The sequence below is a fragment of the Uruburuella suis genome (genome assembly GCF_022870845.1).
Taxonomy (GTDB): domain Bacteria; phylum Pseudomonadota; class Gammaproteobacteria; order Burkholderiales; family Neisseriaceae; genus Neisseria; species Neisseria suis.
Genome location: NZ_CP091507.1, coordinates 933,142 through 948,117 on the forward strand (window position 1 = coordinate 933,142; position 14,976 = coordinate 948,117).

At 54.9% G+C, this 14,976-nt stretch carries 17 protein-coding genes; 6 read left to right on the forward strand and 11 right to left on the reverse strand.

Translation table 11 applies throughout. The features are described 5' to 3' along the window. The first annotated feature begins 25 nt into the window (after positions 1 to 25). Positions 26 to 1,117 (forward strand): pseudouridine synthase, encoded by a 1,092-nt coding sequence (locus LVJ78_RS04130; RefSeq protein ID WP_132953678.1) that lies wholly within the window; start codon positions 26 to 28, stop codon positions 1,115 to 1,117. A gap of 7 nt (positions 1,118 to 1,124) precedes the next feature. Here LVJ78_RS04130 and LVJ78_RS12470 read toward each other — a convergent pair whose 3' ends face one another. Then, a complete protein-coding gene (locus tag LVJ78_RS12470) occupies positions 1,125 to 1,250 on the reverse strand; it encodes a hypothetical protein (RefSeq protein WP_280515916.1) in 126 nt (41 codons plus the stop codon). Between LVJ78_RS12470 and LVJ78_RS04135 the strand changes: the two genes are divergently transcribed. Continuing rightward, positions 1,245 to 2,180: a glycosyltransferase gene (locus tag LVJ78_RS04135; protein WP_132953679.1), complete on the forward strand. Its 936-nt coding sequence runs from the start codon at positions 1,245 to 1,247 to the stop codon at positions 2,178 to 2,180. The genes LVJ78_RS12470 and LVJ78_RS04135 overlap by 6 nt on opposite strands. 70 nt (positions 2,181 to 2,250) lie before the next feature. On the opposite strand, the gene LVJ78_RS04140 is transcribed toward LVJ78_RS04135, so the two are convergent. The 8 genes from LVJ78_RS04140 to LVJ78_RS04175 all read right to left on the reverse strand — a co-directional run bounded on the left by LVJ78_RS04140 (position 2,251) and on the right by LVJ78_RS04175 (position 7,155). Further along, entirely contained in the window at positions 2,251 to 3,039 is a 789-nt protein-coding gene (locus LVJ78_RS04140) for a glycosyltransferase family 2 protein (protein ID WP_132953680.1), read from the reverse strand. A 92-nt stretch (positions 3,040 to 3,131) separates the two neighbouring features. Beyond that, positions 3,132 to 4,697 (reverse strand): glutamine-hydrolyzing GMP synthase, encoded by a 1,566-nt coding sequence (guaA, locus tag LVJ78_RS04145; protein WP_132953681.1) that lies wholly within the window; start codon positions 4,695 to 4,697, stop codon positions 3,132 to 3,134. Positions 4,698 to 4,804: 107 nt separating this feature from the next. Then, complete coding sequence (locus tag LVJ78_RS04150; RefSeq protein WP_132953682.1) at positions 4,805 to 5,143, reverse strand: LiaF transmembrane domain-containing protein; 339 nt, start codon at positions 5,141 to 5,143, stop codon at positions 4,805 to 4,807. Between the two features lie 212 nt (positions 5,144 to 5,355). Further along, positions 5,356 to 5,784 carry a hypothetical protein gene (locus LVJ78_RS04155; protein ID WP_132953683.1) on the reverse strand — a complete coding sequence of 143 codons (429 nt, stop codon included), beginning with the start codon at positions 5,782 to 5,784 and terminating at the stop codon, positions 5,356 to 5,358. An 85-nt stretch (positions 5,785 to 5,869) separates the two neighbouring features. Beyond that, complete coding sequence (gene smpB, locus LVJ78_RS04160; protein WP_132953684.1) at positions 5,870 to 6,316, reverse strand: SsrA-binding protein SmpB; 447 nt, start codon at positions 6,314 to 6,316, stop codon at positions 5,870 to 5,872. A gap of 78 nt (positions 6,317 to 6,394) precedes the next feature. Beyond that, positions 6,395 to 6,616, reverse strand: coding sequence for a DUF1653 domain-containing protein (locus LVJ78_RS04165; protein WP_132953685.1), 222 nt, complete (start codon positions 6,614 to 6,616; stop codon positions 6,395 to 6,397). Next, positions 6,603 to 6,821 carry a branched-chain amino acid ABC transporter gene (locus LVJ78_RS04170; protein ID WP_132953686.1) on the reverse strand — a complete coding sequence of 73 codons (219 nt, stop codon included), beginning with the start codon at positions 6,819 to 6,821 and terminating at the stop codon, positions 6,603 to 6,605. Before LVJ78_RS04170 ends, LVJ78_RS04165 begins: the two co-directional genes overlap by 14 nt. Before the next feature lie 130 nt (positions 6,822 to 6,951). Next, a complete protein-coding gene (locus LVJ78_RS04175; protein WP_016687461.1) occupies positions 6,952 to 7,155 on the reverse strand; it encodes a cold-shock protein in 204 nt (67 codons plus the stop codon). A 235-nt stretch (positions 7,156 to 7,390) separates the two neighbouring features. Between LVJ78_RS04175 and clpS the strand changes: the two genes are divergently transcribed. The 3 genes from clpS (at position 7,391) to pip (ending at position 11,034) form a co-directional block, all read left to right on the forward strand. Then, positions 7,391 to 7,708: an ATP-dependent Clp protease adapter ClpS gene (gene clpS, locus LVJ78_RS04180; protein WP_132953687.1), complete on the forward strand. Its 318-nt coding sequence runs from the start codon at positions 7,391 to 7,393 to the stop codon at positions 7,706 to 7,708. Then, a complete protein-coding gene (gene clpA / locus LVJ78_RS04185; RefSeq protein ID WP_132953688.1) occupies positions 7,709 to 9,997 on the forward strand; it encodes an ATP-dependent Clp protease ATP-binding subunit ClpA in 2,289 nt (762 codons plus the stop codon). It begins immediately after the preceding gene. Positions 9,998 to 10,101: 104 nt separating this feature from the next. Next, positions 10,102 to 11,034 (forward strand): prolyl aminopeptidase, encoded by a 933-nt coding sequence (gene pip, locus LVJ78_RS04190; protein ID WP_132953689.1) that lies wholly within the window; start codon positions 10,102 to 10,104, stop codon positions 11,032 to 11,034. A 169-nt stretch (positions 11,035 to 11,203) separates the two neighbouring features. Here pip and cysI read toward each other — a convergent pair whose 3' ends face one another. Both cysI and aqpZ read right to left on the reverse strand, forming a co-directional pair. After that, entirely contained in the window at positions 11,204 to 12,976 is a 1,773-nt protein-coding gene (gene cysI, locus LVJ78_RS04195; protein ID WP_132953690.1) for an assimilatory sulfite reductase (NADPH) hemoprotein subunit, read from the reverse strand. A gap of 169 nt (positions 12,977 to 13,145) precedes the next feature. Beyond that, positions 13,146 to 13,841 carry an aquaporin Z gene (gene aqpZ, locus LVJ78_RS04200; RefSeq protein WP_132953691.1) on the reverse strand — a complete coding sequence of 232 codons (696 nt, stop codon included), beginning with the start codon at positions 13,839 to 13,841 and terminating at the stop codon, positions 13,146 to 13,148. A 96-nt stretch (positions 13,842 to 13,937) separates the two neighbouring features. On the opposite strand from aqpZ, the gene LVJ78_RS04205 reads away from it, so the two are divergent. Next, positions 13,938 to 14,975, forward strand: coding sequence for an IS630 family transposase (locus tag LVJ78_RS04205; RefSeq protein WP_132954952.1), 1,038 nt, complete (start codon positions 13,938 to 13,940; stop codon positions 14,973 to 14,975). Position 14,976: the final 1 nt, after the last annotated feature.

The following is a 14,976-nucleotide window of genomic DNA, read 5'->3' on the forward strand; positions in this document are numbered from 1 at the left end:
TTGGAAACGTGTTAGGAGAATCCACATGAAAAGCAAACAGCCCACCAGCAAACGCGAATTCCGCGACGGCGGCAGCAGCAAAAAGCCCGCCGCGAAAAAGCCCGCCGCCCAAAAAACAGCAGCGCCAAAAGCCGCTGCGCCCAAAACGCAGAATAAGCGTTCAGACGGCCTCAAAGCCGGCAAAAACACTCAAACCGGTTTCAAACCCAAAGCGCAAGCCGCTGATAAACAGCAAGAAGCTGCGCCGAAAACCCGCGCCACCCGCGCCAAAAAGCTGATTGTGCGGGCGCCGAACCAAAAAATTCAAGAGCGCGCGCGCGATTTGAAAGAAAAACGCGTGGGCAGCGAAAACATCGAGCCCGAGCGCCTGCAAAAAGTGTTGGCCGCATCGGGCGTGGGCTCGCGCCGCGAAATGGAAGAATGGATCAGCCAAGGCATGGTGAAGCTGAACGGCCGCGTGGCACAGCTGGGCGACAAAGTGGCACCGGGCGACCATGTGCAGGTAAAAGGGCAAAACATCAACCTTAAATGGGCCGACCGCCTGCCGCGCATTATTCTCTATTACAAACAAGAGGGTGAAATTGTGTCGCGCGACGACCCGCAAGGGCGTGTGAGCATTTTCGACCGCCTGCCGCAAGCGGCCAGCAGCCGCTGGGTGGCCATCGGCCGCCTCGACATCAACACCAGCGGCTTGCTTATTCTCACCACTTCGGGCGAATTGGTGCAGCGTTTCGCCCACCCGAGCTTTGAAGTGGAGCGCGAATACGCCGTGCGCGTGTTGGGCGAGATGAGCACCGAGCAAATGAAAATGCTCACCGAAGAGGGCGTGATGCTGGAAGACGGCCTGGCCAAGGTGGAGCGCATTTACGAGCAGGGCGGCGAGGGCGCCAACAAATGGTATAACGTGGTGATTAAAGAAGGGCGCAACCGCGAAGTGCGACGTATTTTCGAGAGCCTCGACCTCACCGTGAGCCGCTTGGTGCGCGTGGGCTTCGGCCCCATCGGCCTGCCCAACCGCTTGAAACGCGGCCAGTTTTACGAGCTTAACCCTGCCGAAGTGGCCAATATCGTGAAATGGGCGGATATGCCGCTGCCGGGCGAGCGCCGCCGCAAATAATCAGCGGTCAAGGCCGGGCTTTGAATCCGGCATTTGTTTGCATGCTGCTCAAGCTGTTTTTCATCCACATCACGTCTTTCAGACGGCCTTTTTGAAAAAGGCCGTCTGAAAGCCCGAGGATATCGATATGCACCCGGTCGAACTGATTTTTATCAACTGGAATTCCGCCGATTTGCTGTTTGCCGCGGCCGCCACGCTGGATCAAACGAAAATGCCTTACCGCATTTGCGTGGTGGATAATGGCTCGGCCGATGATTCCTGCGCACAAATCCGCGCGCGTCTGCCGGATGCGCGGCTGATTGAAATGGGCTACAACTCAGGCTTTGCCACGGCGGTGAATGCCGGCCTGAATGCGGCAGAGGGGCGCTATGCCTTGATTTTGAACACCGATATCGAGTTTCAAAACGATGTGCCGGCCTTGCTGATTGAGGCGCTGCAAAGCTTTGATGCCGCGCTGGCCTGCCCCGAATTGCGCCGTCCCGACGGCTCGTTGCAGGCGGCGGTGGTGCCCGAGCCGACGCTGGCCACCGAGCTCACCAACCGCAGCGTGGCGCGGCGCCTGCTCGATTACAACCGCACAGCGCCTTCGTTGGTTAACAGCATAGTCGGGCCTTGCATGGCGGTGGATATCGAAAAGCTCAAGGCCTTGGGCTTGGGCGCAGACGGCTTTTTTTTCGATCAGCGTTTTTTCTTCTTTTTCGAGGAAACCGATTTCTGCCGCCGCATCATTCAGGCGGGCGGCAAAATTGTGTATCAGCCGCAAGCGCATTTGATGCATTTGCAGGGTGAGAGTGCGAATAAGCGCCCGGTGGGCGCACGCGTGCAGTTTCAAGAATCGCGCTACAAATATTTTGCCAAACATTACGGCGCTGCGGCCGTGGCTTTATTGTTTGCCGGCACGCTGCTGCGCACGCTGGTGAATGCCGTGGTGCAAACCCTTACGGCTCTGCTGACTTTCTGGAAGCAGCCCAATAAAGCGTGGGATAAAGCTTATGTGTATTGGGCGCTGGTGTTGTGGCATTTATTGCTGTGCCGGCCGCGCTGGAGCTTTGACAAGCGTTGATGTCGGGCATTAAAAAAAGAGGCCGTCTGAAAGAAATCTTTCAGACGGCCTCTCTTTTAATAATAGGCGCTTATGGCTTTTTCTTGCCCAAAAGCCACAGCGCGGCATACTTGTTGAAAGCCGATTGTGCGGAAAGCACCGACAGCAGCAAGCCGTGTTTGCCGTCGAGGAAGCCCGCTTTGAGCACATACATTTTCACAAAGCTGCTGATGCCGTGCAAAAGCGCATCGCCCAAGCCGGCGCTTTTGCCCTCGGCGGCGCGCTGCTCGGCCCAGATATTGCTGTAGAGATTTTGCTTGGCGAGAAATTGCGACATGTTGGCATAAGTGTAGTGCAGCGCATCGCCTGCCAGCTTTTCCACGCTTGTGCCGGCCGGCAGCAGCACTTTTTCGTGCACCAAATCATCGCTGTAGCGGGTAAATGCGGTGGGATAAAGACGCACCACCCAATCGGGATACCAACCGCAATGGCGGATAAACGCACCAAAAGTGTTGCTTAAGCGGTTGAATGCAAACACCGTGCGCGCATCGGCGGGCGTAGTGCGCAAGGCGGTTTGGATGCTTTGCTTGAGCGCGTCGCTCAGGCGCTCGTCGGCATCGAGCCACAGCACCCATTCGGTGCGGATATATTGGTGCGCCCTGTTGCGCTGCGGGCCGAAGCCCGGCCAGTCGGCATGCACATAAAAACGGGCACGGTGGCGCGCGGCAATCTCGGCGGTGGCATCGGTGCTGCCCGAATCGATAATCACGATTTCGGCATTCAGGCCGGCCAGGCTTTGCAGGCAGGCTTCTAAATTATCGGCTTCATTTTTGGTGATCAGCGCCACGGTGAGGCCGGGTTGCAGGGTGGGGGTGTTCATAAGATGAAAGCGCCGTGTGGAGAAAATGGAATGTGAAACAAAATGTAGCTTGCAAACAGGCCGTCTGAAAAGTTTTCAGACGGCCTGAAGGTTTATTCCCACTCAATCGTAGCCGGGGGTTTGCCGCTCACGTCATACACCACGCGGTTGATGCCGCGCACTTCGTTGATGATGCGGTTGGACACTTTGCCCAACAGACTGTAGGGCAGCTCGGCCCAGTGGGCAGTCATAAAGTCGCTGGTTACCACGGCGCGCAGCGCCACCACATATTCATAAGTGCGCCCGTCGCCCATCACGCCCACGGATTTCACCGGCAAAAACACGGCAAAAGCCTGGCTGGTGAGGTCATACCACGAAGTGCCGTTTTCATCAAAAGTGTTGCGCAATTCTTCGATGAAAATATCGTCGGCGCGGCGCAGAAGATCGGCATATTCTTTTTTCACTTCGCCCAAGATGCGCACGCCCAAGCCCGGGCCGGGGAAGGGGTGGCGGTAAACCATTTCACGCGGCAGGCCGAGCGCCACGCCCAATTCGCGCACTTCGTCTTTAAACAAATCGCGCAAAGGCTCAAGCAGCTTGAGTTTCATGTTTTCAGGCAGGCCGCCGACATTGTGGTGGCTTTTGATGGCGTGGGCTTTTTTGGTTTTCGCGCCGGCGCTTTCAATCACATCGGGGTAGATGGTGCCTTGTGCCAGCCATTTGGCATTGGTGAGTTTTTTCTCTTCGGCATCAAATACTTCGATAAATTCGCCGCCGATGATTTTGCGTTTTTTCTCAGGATCGGTCTCGCCGGTGAGCTTATCCATGAACTGTGCTTCGGCATCCACATGCACAACGTTTACGCCCAAATTGCGGGCAAACATATCCATCACCATTTTGCCTTCATTCAAGCGCAACAGGCCGTGATCGACAAACACGCAGGTGAGTTGGTCGCCGATGGCGCGGTGGATCAGCGCGGCGGCCACGGATGAATCCACACCGCCGGACAAACCCAAAATCACTTCGTCGCTGCCCACTTGGGCACGGATTTTTTCCACCGCTTCGTCGATATAGTTGGGCATGGTCCAGCTCGGTGCGGCGGCGCAAATATCGAGCACAAAGCGGTTGAGCAGGGCTTTGCCTTGCTTGGTGTGGGTGACTTCGGGGTGGAATTGAATGCCGTAGAATTGTTTTTCAGCGTGCTCCATCATCGCCACGGGGCAGCTCGGGGTGTCGCCGATTACCACAAAACCTTCGGGCAGCTTAGACACTTTATCGCCGTGGCTCATCCACACATCCAGCACATTGGGCGCGCCGTCGTGAATATCGCGGGTGAGCTCGCTGTCGATGGTTTTCACTTGCGCATAGCCGAATTCGCGCTGGTCGCCGGGCGACACTTCGCCATTGAGGTGATAAGCCATAAACTGCATGCCGTAGCAGATGCCGAGCACGGGAATGCCCAAATCAAAAATGCCGGTGTCGGCCTGATAATCGGATTCATACACGGAATTGGGGCCGCCGGAAAGGATAATGCCTTTGGGGTTGAAAGCTTTGATGTCTTCCAGCGGCATATCGTAGGAATGCAGCTCGCAATAAACGTGGGCTTCGCGCACGCGCCGGGCGATGAGCTGGGTAACTTGCGAGCCGAAGTCGAGAATCAGGATTTTGTCTTGGGTCATGATGGTTTCTTTGCGCAAAAGAAGGAATCGGATAAGGGCGCAATTGTATCATAAAAGGCCGTCTGAAAGGTGTTTCAGACGGCCTGATGATGGCGGGGAAACGATACTCAGCCTTCGGGCAGCTTGGGCATTTTATAAGGCACAAGGCTGCTGCGCGAGAGCAGCAGCAGGCAGCCGAGCACCATCATGCCCAGCGCCACTAAAGGAGAATAGCCGAGCAGATATTGGCTTTTCAAATACACCGCCGCGCCGATGTAAACCAGCAAAGGGCCGGCCACCACCGATTGCTTGTTGATGCCGTCCATCACCAACACCACAATGCCGGCTACGGCCAAGGCAATCGACACCAAAGTGGCGGTGGCGGGCAGAATGCCGGTGGTTTTGAGAAACCACACGGCGCCGGCGATAATTAAAAACAGCGGCAGAAAAAGAGAGGGTTGGGGCATGAGGCTTCCAAATGGTTTCAGACGGCCTCATTATTGGGATGACAAGGCCGTCTGAAAAGGGCGGGCGCACGATTGTTGCATGTTTTTACGCAAGGAAGTCGCGCTGATTCAATTATATTTTACTTTGTTGTCGACCGGATAAACAGTAGTGTGCTTTAGTGATTATCTGTTCAGACGGCCTGATGATGCAGAGGCCGTCTGAATCGGCGTGTTTATTTATTCAGCAATTGAGCGATGATACGGTCGATTTCTGCTTGTTGGCTTTGAGCACGTTGAAAATTCGGGTTGGCACGAAGGCTGGCAACCGGGTGCTCGGGCGTGCGGATGAGCAATGAAATGTAATTGATGTTGTCCTTGCTGCCTTGAGTGTTGTAGCGCAGATTATAACGACACTCCGGCTCGTACAGGCGTTTGCGGTTGGATGTTACATCTACGGTTTCGCTGCTGATGCCGTATTTTGTCAGAGATTGGGCAATTTGCTGGTTGAGTGTTGGATTGGATTTTTTGGCGTTTTCCAAGATGCAGAGGTGGTGAATGCTGCTTAATTGTTCTGCGCCATTGGGGCCGAGAGCCGGTTGGCTGCTTTGGCAGGCAGCCAACAATACGATGCTGGCAGTAATGAGTAAGATTGGGTGTTTCATTGGGTTTTCCTTTTTATAATGGATGAATAAAGACTGTGCGCTTTATTTTTTATTTTTAAATTCTTTATTTTTAAGCGTTATCAAGTCAGCGCGTACTTTTTATCAAACGCTGCTTTTCGCGCTTCCAATCGGCTTCTTTCAGGCTTTGGCGTTTGTCATGCTGCTTTTTGCCTTTGGCCAGGCCGATGTCCATTTTGATAAAGCCGCGGTGGTAATGCAGATTGAGCGGCACGATGGTGTAGCCCGCGCGCTCGGTTTTGCCGATTAATTTGTTGATTTCGGCTTCTTTCAGCAAAAGTTTGCGCGGACGGATGGGGTCGGGTTTCACATGGGTGGAGGCGGTGGGCAGGGCGGTGATGTGGCAGCCCACCAGATAAAACGCACCGTGTTTCCAGTGGATATAGGCTTCTTTCAGCTGCACGCGGCCGGCGCGGATGGCTTTGACTTCCCAACCGTCAAGCACCAAACCGGCTTCGATTTGATCCTCGATAAAATAATCGTGAAAGGCTTTTTTATTATTGGCTATGCTCATAATATTGCAGATAGTAAAGTTTCAGACGGCCATTCTAACAGAATAGGCCGTCTGAAACATCATGGCGGATAAAACAGCTTATTCGAATGCTTTGATGCATTCAAAGCGCGGCAGGCTTTGGCCGTTGATTTCCACGCATTCGGCAAACATCTCGGAGGGGCGCACCCATAGGCCGTAATCGCCATAAAGCGCGCGGTAAACCACCAGTGCTTCTTCGGTTTCGGAGTGGCGTGCAATGCCGCTCACTTCGTAAAGCTTGCCTTTGTAGTGGCGGTAGATGCCCGGTTTAATGGTGTTCATGTGTGTGGAAATGGCGTTGGTGGTAGCGGTCGATATCGGCAATGGCGCGGCTGTGCTCGGGGCGCAGGCTGTGTTTGAGCGCATTCAAGCGGGTGAGCGTGAGGTCTTCCTGCTCGGCGGTGCTGCAGCTTGCTGCTGCCTGCTTGCGGATGTCGGCCATCAGCTCATCGAGCTGAGCCAAGGCACGTTGATAGGCCGGATTCATGTGTTAACTGATGCGGACTGCTTTTACGCCGGATTCGGTAATCGGGCAATAGGCCGTCTGAAAAAACAAATGGCAGGTTAAAAAAAACCCGCCATGATGATTGCAATCGGCAAAGCCGACTCAATATTAATTAAGCAGCTTGGATATTAGCAGCTTGTTTGCCCTTGGGGCCGGTGGTTACTTCAAAAGACACGCGTTGGCCTTCTTTCAAAGTTTTGAAACCATCCATGTTGATTGCAGAGAAGTGAGCAAACAAATCTTCGCCGCCTTCATCCGGAGTGATGAAACCAAAACCCTTAGCGTCGTTAAACCATTTAACAATACCGGTTGCCATTAGATACTTCCTATACTAAAAAAATTAAACAAAACAGCAAAAGGGCAACGTGGTAAAACCAAAAGATATGAGTTTCTCCCAAACCATTATGCTTATACTGCTGCCAAACTTGCTAATCTGCTTTTTACCTATGTTAAGGTTGGTAGTCAAGTAATGTTTCAGAAAAAGCTCGAAATTTATTAAAATGGCACAAAATACAACATAAACCCTTTCCAAAAGCGAAAAAAGAATTATTATGGGCAATATCAAAACCACCCGAAAAACCGGCGCGGCCGAGCAGGCCGGGCGCAGCAAAATCACGCCGCCCAAGCAATACGGCGTGTTTTTACTGAATGACGATTACACCCCGATGGATTTTGTGGTGGCTGTGCTTGAAGAGATTTTTTTGCTGCCCGAAGAAAAAGCCGTGGCGGTGATGCTGATGGTGCATCACGAGCAAAAAGGCTTGTGCGGCGTATACACCCGCGATATTGCGCAAACCAAACAGCAGCAGGTGATGCAGCGCGCCCGGCGCGAAGGGCATCCCTTGCAGTGCACCGTAGAGGAGATGTAAATGATTTCAGCAGAATTAGAGCGGATTTTGCAGCATGTGTATGCCGATGCGCGGGCGCGCAAATATGAATTGATCGGGCTGGAGCACTTATTGCTGGTGCTGCTCGAGCAAAGCGATGACGTGCGCGAATTGCTGCAACAATGCGGAGTGGAGTGCAATATTTTGTCGGAGCAGCTTATCAGCAGCGTGGTGGAAAACACACCCTTGCTGCCCGATCATTTGCTGGCCGACACAGAAACCCAGCCCACTATAGGCTTCCAACGCGTGTTGCAGCGCGCCATTGTGCATGTGCAGCAGGCCGACAAGCGCGAGGTGTTCCCTTTGGACGTGTTGGTGGCGCTGATGAGCGAAACCGATAGCCCGGCGGTGTATTTTCTCAGCCTGCAATCGGTGAGCCGTTATGATGTTTTGCGCGCCATCGCTCACGGCCCGGATGAGGGCAAGGGTGACGAAGGTGCCGATTTTCAAAACCAGAGCACACAAGACAAAAACGCCGAGCCCAATGATGCGCTGGGCAGCTACACGGTGAACCTCAATGCCGAAGTGTTCGCGGGGCGTATCGACCCTTTAATCGGCCGCAAGCACGAAATGGAGCGGCTGGTGCAGGTGTTGTGCCGCCGCCGCAAAAACAATCCTTTGCTGGTGGGTGAAGCCGGTGTGGGCAAAACCGCGCTGGCCGAGGGCTTGGCACATCAAATTGTCAACGGCCAAGTGCCGGACACTTTGAAAGGCGCGGCGGTGTTTTCGCTCGACATGGGCGCATTGCTGGCGGGCACCAAATACCGCGGCGATTTCGAAGCGCGTGTGAAAGCGGTGTTGAAGCAATTGGCCACCATTCCGAATGCGGTGTTGTTTGTGGACGAAATCCACACCATTATCGGCGCGGGCAGCGTGTCGGGCGGCACCATGGATGCTTCCAATCTGCTCAAGCCGGCGCTGGCCAAGGGGCAGCTGCGCTGCATCGGTGCCACCACTTATGATGAATACCGCACCATTTTCGACAAAGACCACGCGCTGAGCCGCCGTTTTCAGAAAATCGACATTGCCGAGCCCAGCGTGGCCGAAACGGTGCAGATTTTGCGCGGCCTCAAGCCGATGTTTGAAAGCTTTCACGAAGTGCGCTACACGCAAGCGGCGCTGGAAGCAGCGGCGGAATTGTCGGCGCGCTATATCAATGAGCGCTTTTTGCCCGACAAAGCCATTGATGTGATGGATGAAGCCGGCGCGGCGCAGCGCATTTTGCCCAAATCTAAGCAGAAAAAAGTGATCGGTAAGGCGCAAATCGAGGCGGTGATTGCCAAAGTGGCGCGCATTCCTGAAAAAACCGTGTCGCACGACGACAAGCAAGTGCTGCAATATCTCGGCCGCGATCTGAAAAACATGGTGTTTGGCCAAGACGGCGCCATCGAAGCCTTGGTGGCCGCCGTGAAAATGGCGCGCTCGGGCTTGGGTTTGCCCGACAAACCCATCGGCAGCTTTCTCTTTTCCGGCCCCACCGGCGTGGGCAAAACCGAAGTGGCGCGGCAATTGGCTTTCTCGCTCGGCGTGCCGCTGCAACGCTTTGATATGTCGGAATATATGGAGCGCCATGCCGTGTCGCGCCTGATCGGCTCGCCGCCGGGCTATGTGGGCTTCGAGCAGGGCGGCTTGCTCACCGAGGCGGTGAACAAGCAGCCTTATTGCGTGCTTTTGCTCGATGAAATCGAAAAAGCGCACCCCGATATTTTCAATGTGTTGCTGCAAGTGATGGATCACGGCAAGCTCACCGATAATAACGGCAAAAGTGCGGATTTTCGCAATGTGATTATCATCATGACCACCAATGCGGGCGCGGAAAGCCTGAGCCGGCCGACCGTGGGCTTTACCAATAAGCGTGAGCGCGGTGATGAAATGCAGGCAATCAACAAGCTTTTCACGCCTGAATTCCGCAACCGCCTTGATGCGATGATTCCGTTTGCGCCGCTCACCGCGCCGATTATCGCCAAAGTGGTGGATAAATTTCTGTTGCAGCTCGAGCAGCAGCTGCTGGAGAAAAAAGTGGAAGCCGAATTCACCCCCGCGCTGCGCGCCTGGCTGGCTGAAAAAGGTTTCGATCCGCAAATGGGCGCGCGGCCGATGCACCGCCTGATTCAAGACCAAATCCGCAAGGCGCTGGCCGATGAATTGCTGTTTGGCAGGCTCACCGATGGCGGCTATGTGCGCATCGATTGGGATGTGAAAAACGCAGAAGTGGTGTTGCAGTTTAAAAAGCCGGCGGCCAAAAAAATGGCGGAAGCAGCGGTGGTGTAGGCTGCGATGTGTGTTTGAGCGAGGCCGTCTGAAAGTTGGCTTTCAGACGGCCTTATTATTAAAATGATTTTAAATTCAAATATTTAAATAAATAAGGATTGATTATGCATCCCATCACAGAGCCCACGCGCAGCGGCATGTTGTCGGTGTCGCCGCTGCATCGGATTTATTGGGAAGAATCGGGCAACCCGCAGGGGCGGCCGGTGATTTTTCTGCACGGCGGCCCCGGTGCCGGCGCATCGGCGGCCTGCCGCGGCTTTTTCAACCCCGAAGCCTACCGCATCATTATCATCGACCAGCGCGGCTGCGGCCGCTCCACGCCGCTGGCTTGCGTCAAAGAAAACAGCACTTGGGATTTGGTGGCCGATATCGAAGCCGTGCGCGAAATGCTCGGCATCGAGCGCTGGCTGGTGTTTGGCGGCTCTTGGGGCAGCACATTGGCGCTGGCTTACGCCCAAAGCCACCCCGAGCGCGTGGCGGGGTTGATTTTGCGCGGCATTTTTCTGTGCCGTGAGAGTGAAATCCGCTGGTTGAGCGAAGAGGGTGGCGTGAGCCAAGTGTATCCCGAGCAATGGCAGCGCTATATTGCGCCGATCGCGCCCGAAAAGCGCGGCGCGCTGGTGCAGGCTTATCACGAATTATTGTTTGGCGACAACGATGCCGTGCGCGAGCAGGCAGCCAAGGCGTGGTCGGATTGGGAGAGCTATCTGATTCAGTTTGAGCCGCAGCCGGTGGATGGCGACGGCCATGACGCGCTGGCCATCGCCCGCCTGGAAAACCATTATTTCACCCATTCGGGCTGGCTCGAAGGCGAGCGCGCGCTCTTGGCCAATGCCCACAAAATCCGCCATATTCCCACCATTATCGTGCAAGGCCGCTACGATATGTGCACGCCCACCCAAAGCGCTTGGGAGTTAAAACAAGCCTTACCCGATGCAGATTTGCGCATCGTGCAGGGCGGCCATTCGGCTTTTGATGCGCCGGTGGCGCAAGCCTTGGTGCAGGCGGCGGATGAATTTTTAACGCGTGATTGGTGAGGCCGTCTGAAACCAAGCTTCAGACGGCCTGTGTAAAAATGCGCGGTAATGCGGACTTGTTGCTGCAAATACTTGTCCAAAAAATAATCTTAAACAAAGCAAAATCAAACAGGCCGTCTGAAAATTTTTTCAGACGGCCTGTTTGATTTTTGCCATATGCATCCGACTTTTACGCCACCCAAAAATCTCTCGGCGCGTCCAGCACAGGTTTCACAATGCCTGTGCGCACGGCAAAATCGCCGAAGCCTTCGCCGGCTTGGCGGTGTGCCGCCCAATCGGCAAACCAGCCGTCGAGAATCTGCAAGATTTCTGCTTCGGTGATGTTTTCTTGAAACAGGCGCGGAATGCGGGTGCCTTCGCGGTTGCCGCCGGTGTGCAGGTTGTAGCGTCCCAGCGCTTTGCCCACCAGGCCGATTTCGGCCAGCATGGCGCGGCCGCAGCCGTTGGGGCAGCCGGTGATGCGCAGCACGATGTGTTCTTCTGCAAGGCTGTGTTTGGCAAACAAGGCATCGATTTTGTCGGCAAATTGCGGCAAAAAGCGCTCGGCTTCGGCCATGGCCAAGGGGCAGGTGGGGTAGGACACGCAGGCCATCGAGTTTTCGCGTTGCGGGGAAACGGCATCGCTGATGAGGCCGTGGGCGCGGGCGATTTGCTCGATTTCGCTTTTTTGTGCTTCAGGCACGTTGGCGACAATCAGGTTTTGGTTGGCGGTGAGGCGGAAATCGCCTTGGTGCACTTGGGCGATTTCGCGCATGCCGGTTTTGAGCGCGCGGCCGGGATAATCGAGGATGCGGCCGTTTTCGATAAAAAGGGTGAGGTGCCAGCGGCCGTCTTCGCCCTGCACCCAGCCGATGCGGTCGCCGCGCGAGGTGAATTGATAGGGGCGGATGGGCTGAAATTCGGCGCCCATGCGGTTTTCCACTTCTTCGATAAAGGTTTTTGTGCCCACGCGCTCGAGGGTGTAGCGTGTTTTGGCGGCTTTGCGGTTGCTGCGGTCGCCCCAGTCGCGCTGCACGGAAACCACGGCGGCGGCGCAATCGAGCACTTTATCCAGCCCGATAAAGCCGAATTCGCGCGCGGTGTTGGGGTAGGTGGCGTGGTTGCCGTGCTCCATCGAGAGGCCGCCGCCCACCAGCACGTTGAAGCCGGCGAGGCAGCCGTGTTCTTCAATCGCCACAAAATTCAAATCGTTGGCGTGCAAATCCACATCGTTGTGCGGCGGAATCACCACGGTGGTTTTGAATTTGCGCGGCAGATAGTTTTTGCCGAGCACAGGCTCGGTGGCGTCGCCGCTTTTCACGCTTTCTTTCAGCGGGACGGCTTCGGCGAATTGCTCGGTGGAATGCAGCTTTTCGCCATCGAGCCAGATTTCGGCGTAGGCCAGCGTTTTGGGCAACAGATGCTCGCTGATTTTTTTCGCCCACTCATAAGCTTCGCGGTGCAGCGAAGATTCCACGGGATTGCTGGTGCACAACACGTTGCGGTTGACATCGCCGGCGGTAGCGATGGAATCGAGCCCCAATTCGTTGAGCCATTGATGCATGGGCTTGATGTGGTCTTTGAGCACGCCGTGAAATTGAAAGGTTTGGCGGTTGGTGAGGCGGATGGAGCCATACAGGGTTTGCGCGCCGGCAAATTGGTCGATGCCCAGCCATTGTTTGGGTTGGATAATGCCACCGGGCAGACGGCAGCGCAGCATCACGTTTTTGAGCGGCTCGAGCTTTTGCGCCACACGCTCGGCGCGGATGTCGCGATCGTCTTGCTCATACATGCCGTGAAAGCGGATAAGCTGGAAATTGTCGCCGCGAAAGCCGCCTGAGAGGCCGTCGACGAGATCGTTGCTGATGCTGCCCTCGAGATAATGGCTCTCGCCCTTGAGGCGCTCGTTGTCGGCCGGCGGCGCATCGGGTAGCTTGGCGCGGGGGTCGGAAGGGTGGCTCATGGCGCGTCCTTATGATGGTTGTTTGATGAGCGATACTGTATAGAGGCCGTCTGAAAAAAGGAAAGAATGCTTGGTTATCATCAAATGCGATTTTGTTATATGCATTATTGGGCGGGCAAATAAACAGGCCGTCTGAAAGCTTTCAGACGGCCTGTGCTGTATCAAAAGATTATTTGTTGTCGCCACTCAGCAGGCAGCGGTAAATGCCGGCACCGATGGCACCGCCGATAAGCGGAGCCAGCCAGAAAAGCCACAATTGGCCCAGCGCACCGCCGCCTTCGAACAAGGCCACGCCGGTGGAGCGTGCGGGGTTAACGGAGGTGTTGGTCACCGGAATGCTGATTAAGTGAATCAGGGTTAAGGCCAAGCCGATGGCAATCGGCGCAAAGCCTTTGGGTGCGCGTGCATCGGTGCTGCCCATGATGATAATCAGGAAAAATGCTGTTAACACGATTTCAATCGTTAAAGCTGCGGCCATGCTGTAGCCGCCGGGTGAATGCTCGCCATAGCCGTTGCTGGCCAAGCCGCTGGCGGCAATGTCGAATTCGGCTTTGCCGGTGGCCACGAAATACAGTACGGCGGCGGCTAAGATGGCACCGATTACTTGCGCAAAAATGTAAGGCAGCAATTCTTTGCCTTCAAAACGGCCGCCGATAAACAAACCCACCGATACCGCCGGATTAAAGTGGCCGCCGGAAATATGCCCCACGGCATAGGCCATGGTGAGCACGGTAAGGCCGAAAGCCAGTGCCACCCCGGCAAAGCCGATGCCCAGCTCAGGGTAGGCCGCCGCCAGCACGGCACTGCCGCAGCCGCCGAACACCAGCCAGAAGGTGCCGAAACATTCGGCCAGATATTTTTTCATTTTGTATCCTTTCTGAGTGAAAGAGTATTAGTCGGGCAAGCTATAGATTCGGCAATTAAATATTGAAATTTCAACATTGATCCCCATTTCTCCCCAATGGAAAAAGAAGACGGAAGAAAACTTGCAGCCGAAGCCCAATTCGAACGGCGCAAGCAAGCAGTCAGACTGCACAAACAGGGCAAAACACCCGAGCAAATCGCCGAAATGCTCGGCATGGGTCATGTCACCGCGCGCTCAGCCATCAAAATCGCCGAAGCAGACGGCATCAAAGCATTGGCACCCAAAAAGCGCGGACGCCCATCAGGAAGTTGCCGCCAACTGAGTGAAGAGCAGGAAGCCCACATACAGCGCCTTATCTGTGAAAAGCGCCCCGAGCAGATGAAAATGGACTTCGCCTTATGGACTCGGGCGGCGGTTATGGCCTTGATCAAGCAAGAGCTGGCTATCGAATTGCCGGTACGTACGGTAGGCGAATACCTCAAGCGCTGGGGGTTTACGCCGCAAAAACCCATCCGGCGCGCCTACGAGCAACGTCCCGAAGCAGTGAAGCAATGGCTGGAGGAAACCTATCCCGATATCGCCAAACGGGCAAAAGCCGAAAAAGCGGAAATCCATTGGGGTGATGAAACAGCGGTAGTCAATACCGATGTACGCGGGCGGGGTTATCAGCCCAAAGGACAAACGCCGGTAGCCTATACCGTAGGCGGGACACGGCATAAACTTTCGATGATTTCAACGGTGACCAACCAGGGCAAGGCACGCTGGATGATTGTGGAAGATGCATTCAACAGCGACAAGCTGATTGAGTTTCTGGAAGCATTAATCAAAGATGCCGGTAAGAAAATCTTCCTGATACTGGATAACCTGCGGGTTCACCACAGCAAGCCGGTCAAAGCCTGGTTGGAAAAGCATAAAGAGAAGATCGAAGTGTTTTATTTACCCAGTTACAGCCCGGAGCTGAACCCTGATGAACGGTTGAATGCGGATTTGAAACAAGCACTGGGCTCGCGTGTTCAGCATCGTACAAAAGCGAAACTGAAGCAGGCAACGGAGAATCATATGCGGATGCTGGAGAACCATCCTCAACGGGTGGCTGCGTATTTTAGAGATCCGAAGGTGAAGTATGCTGCATAAA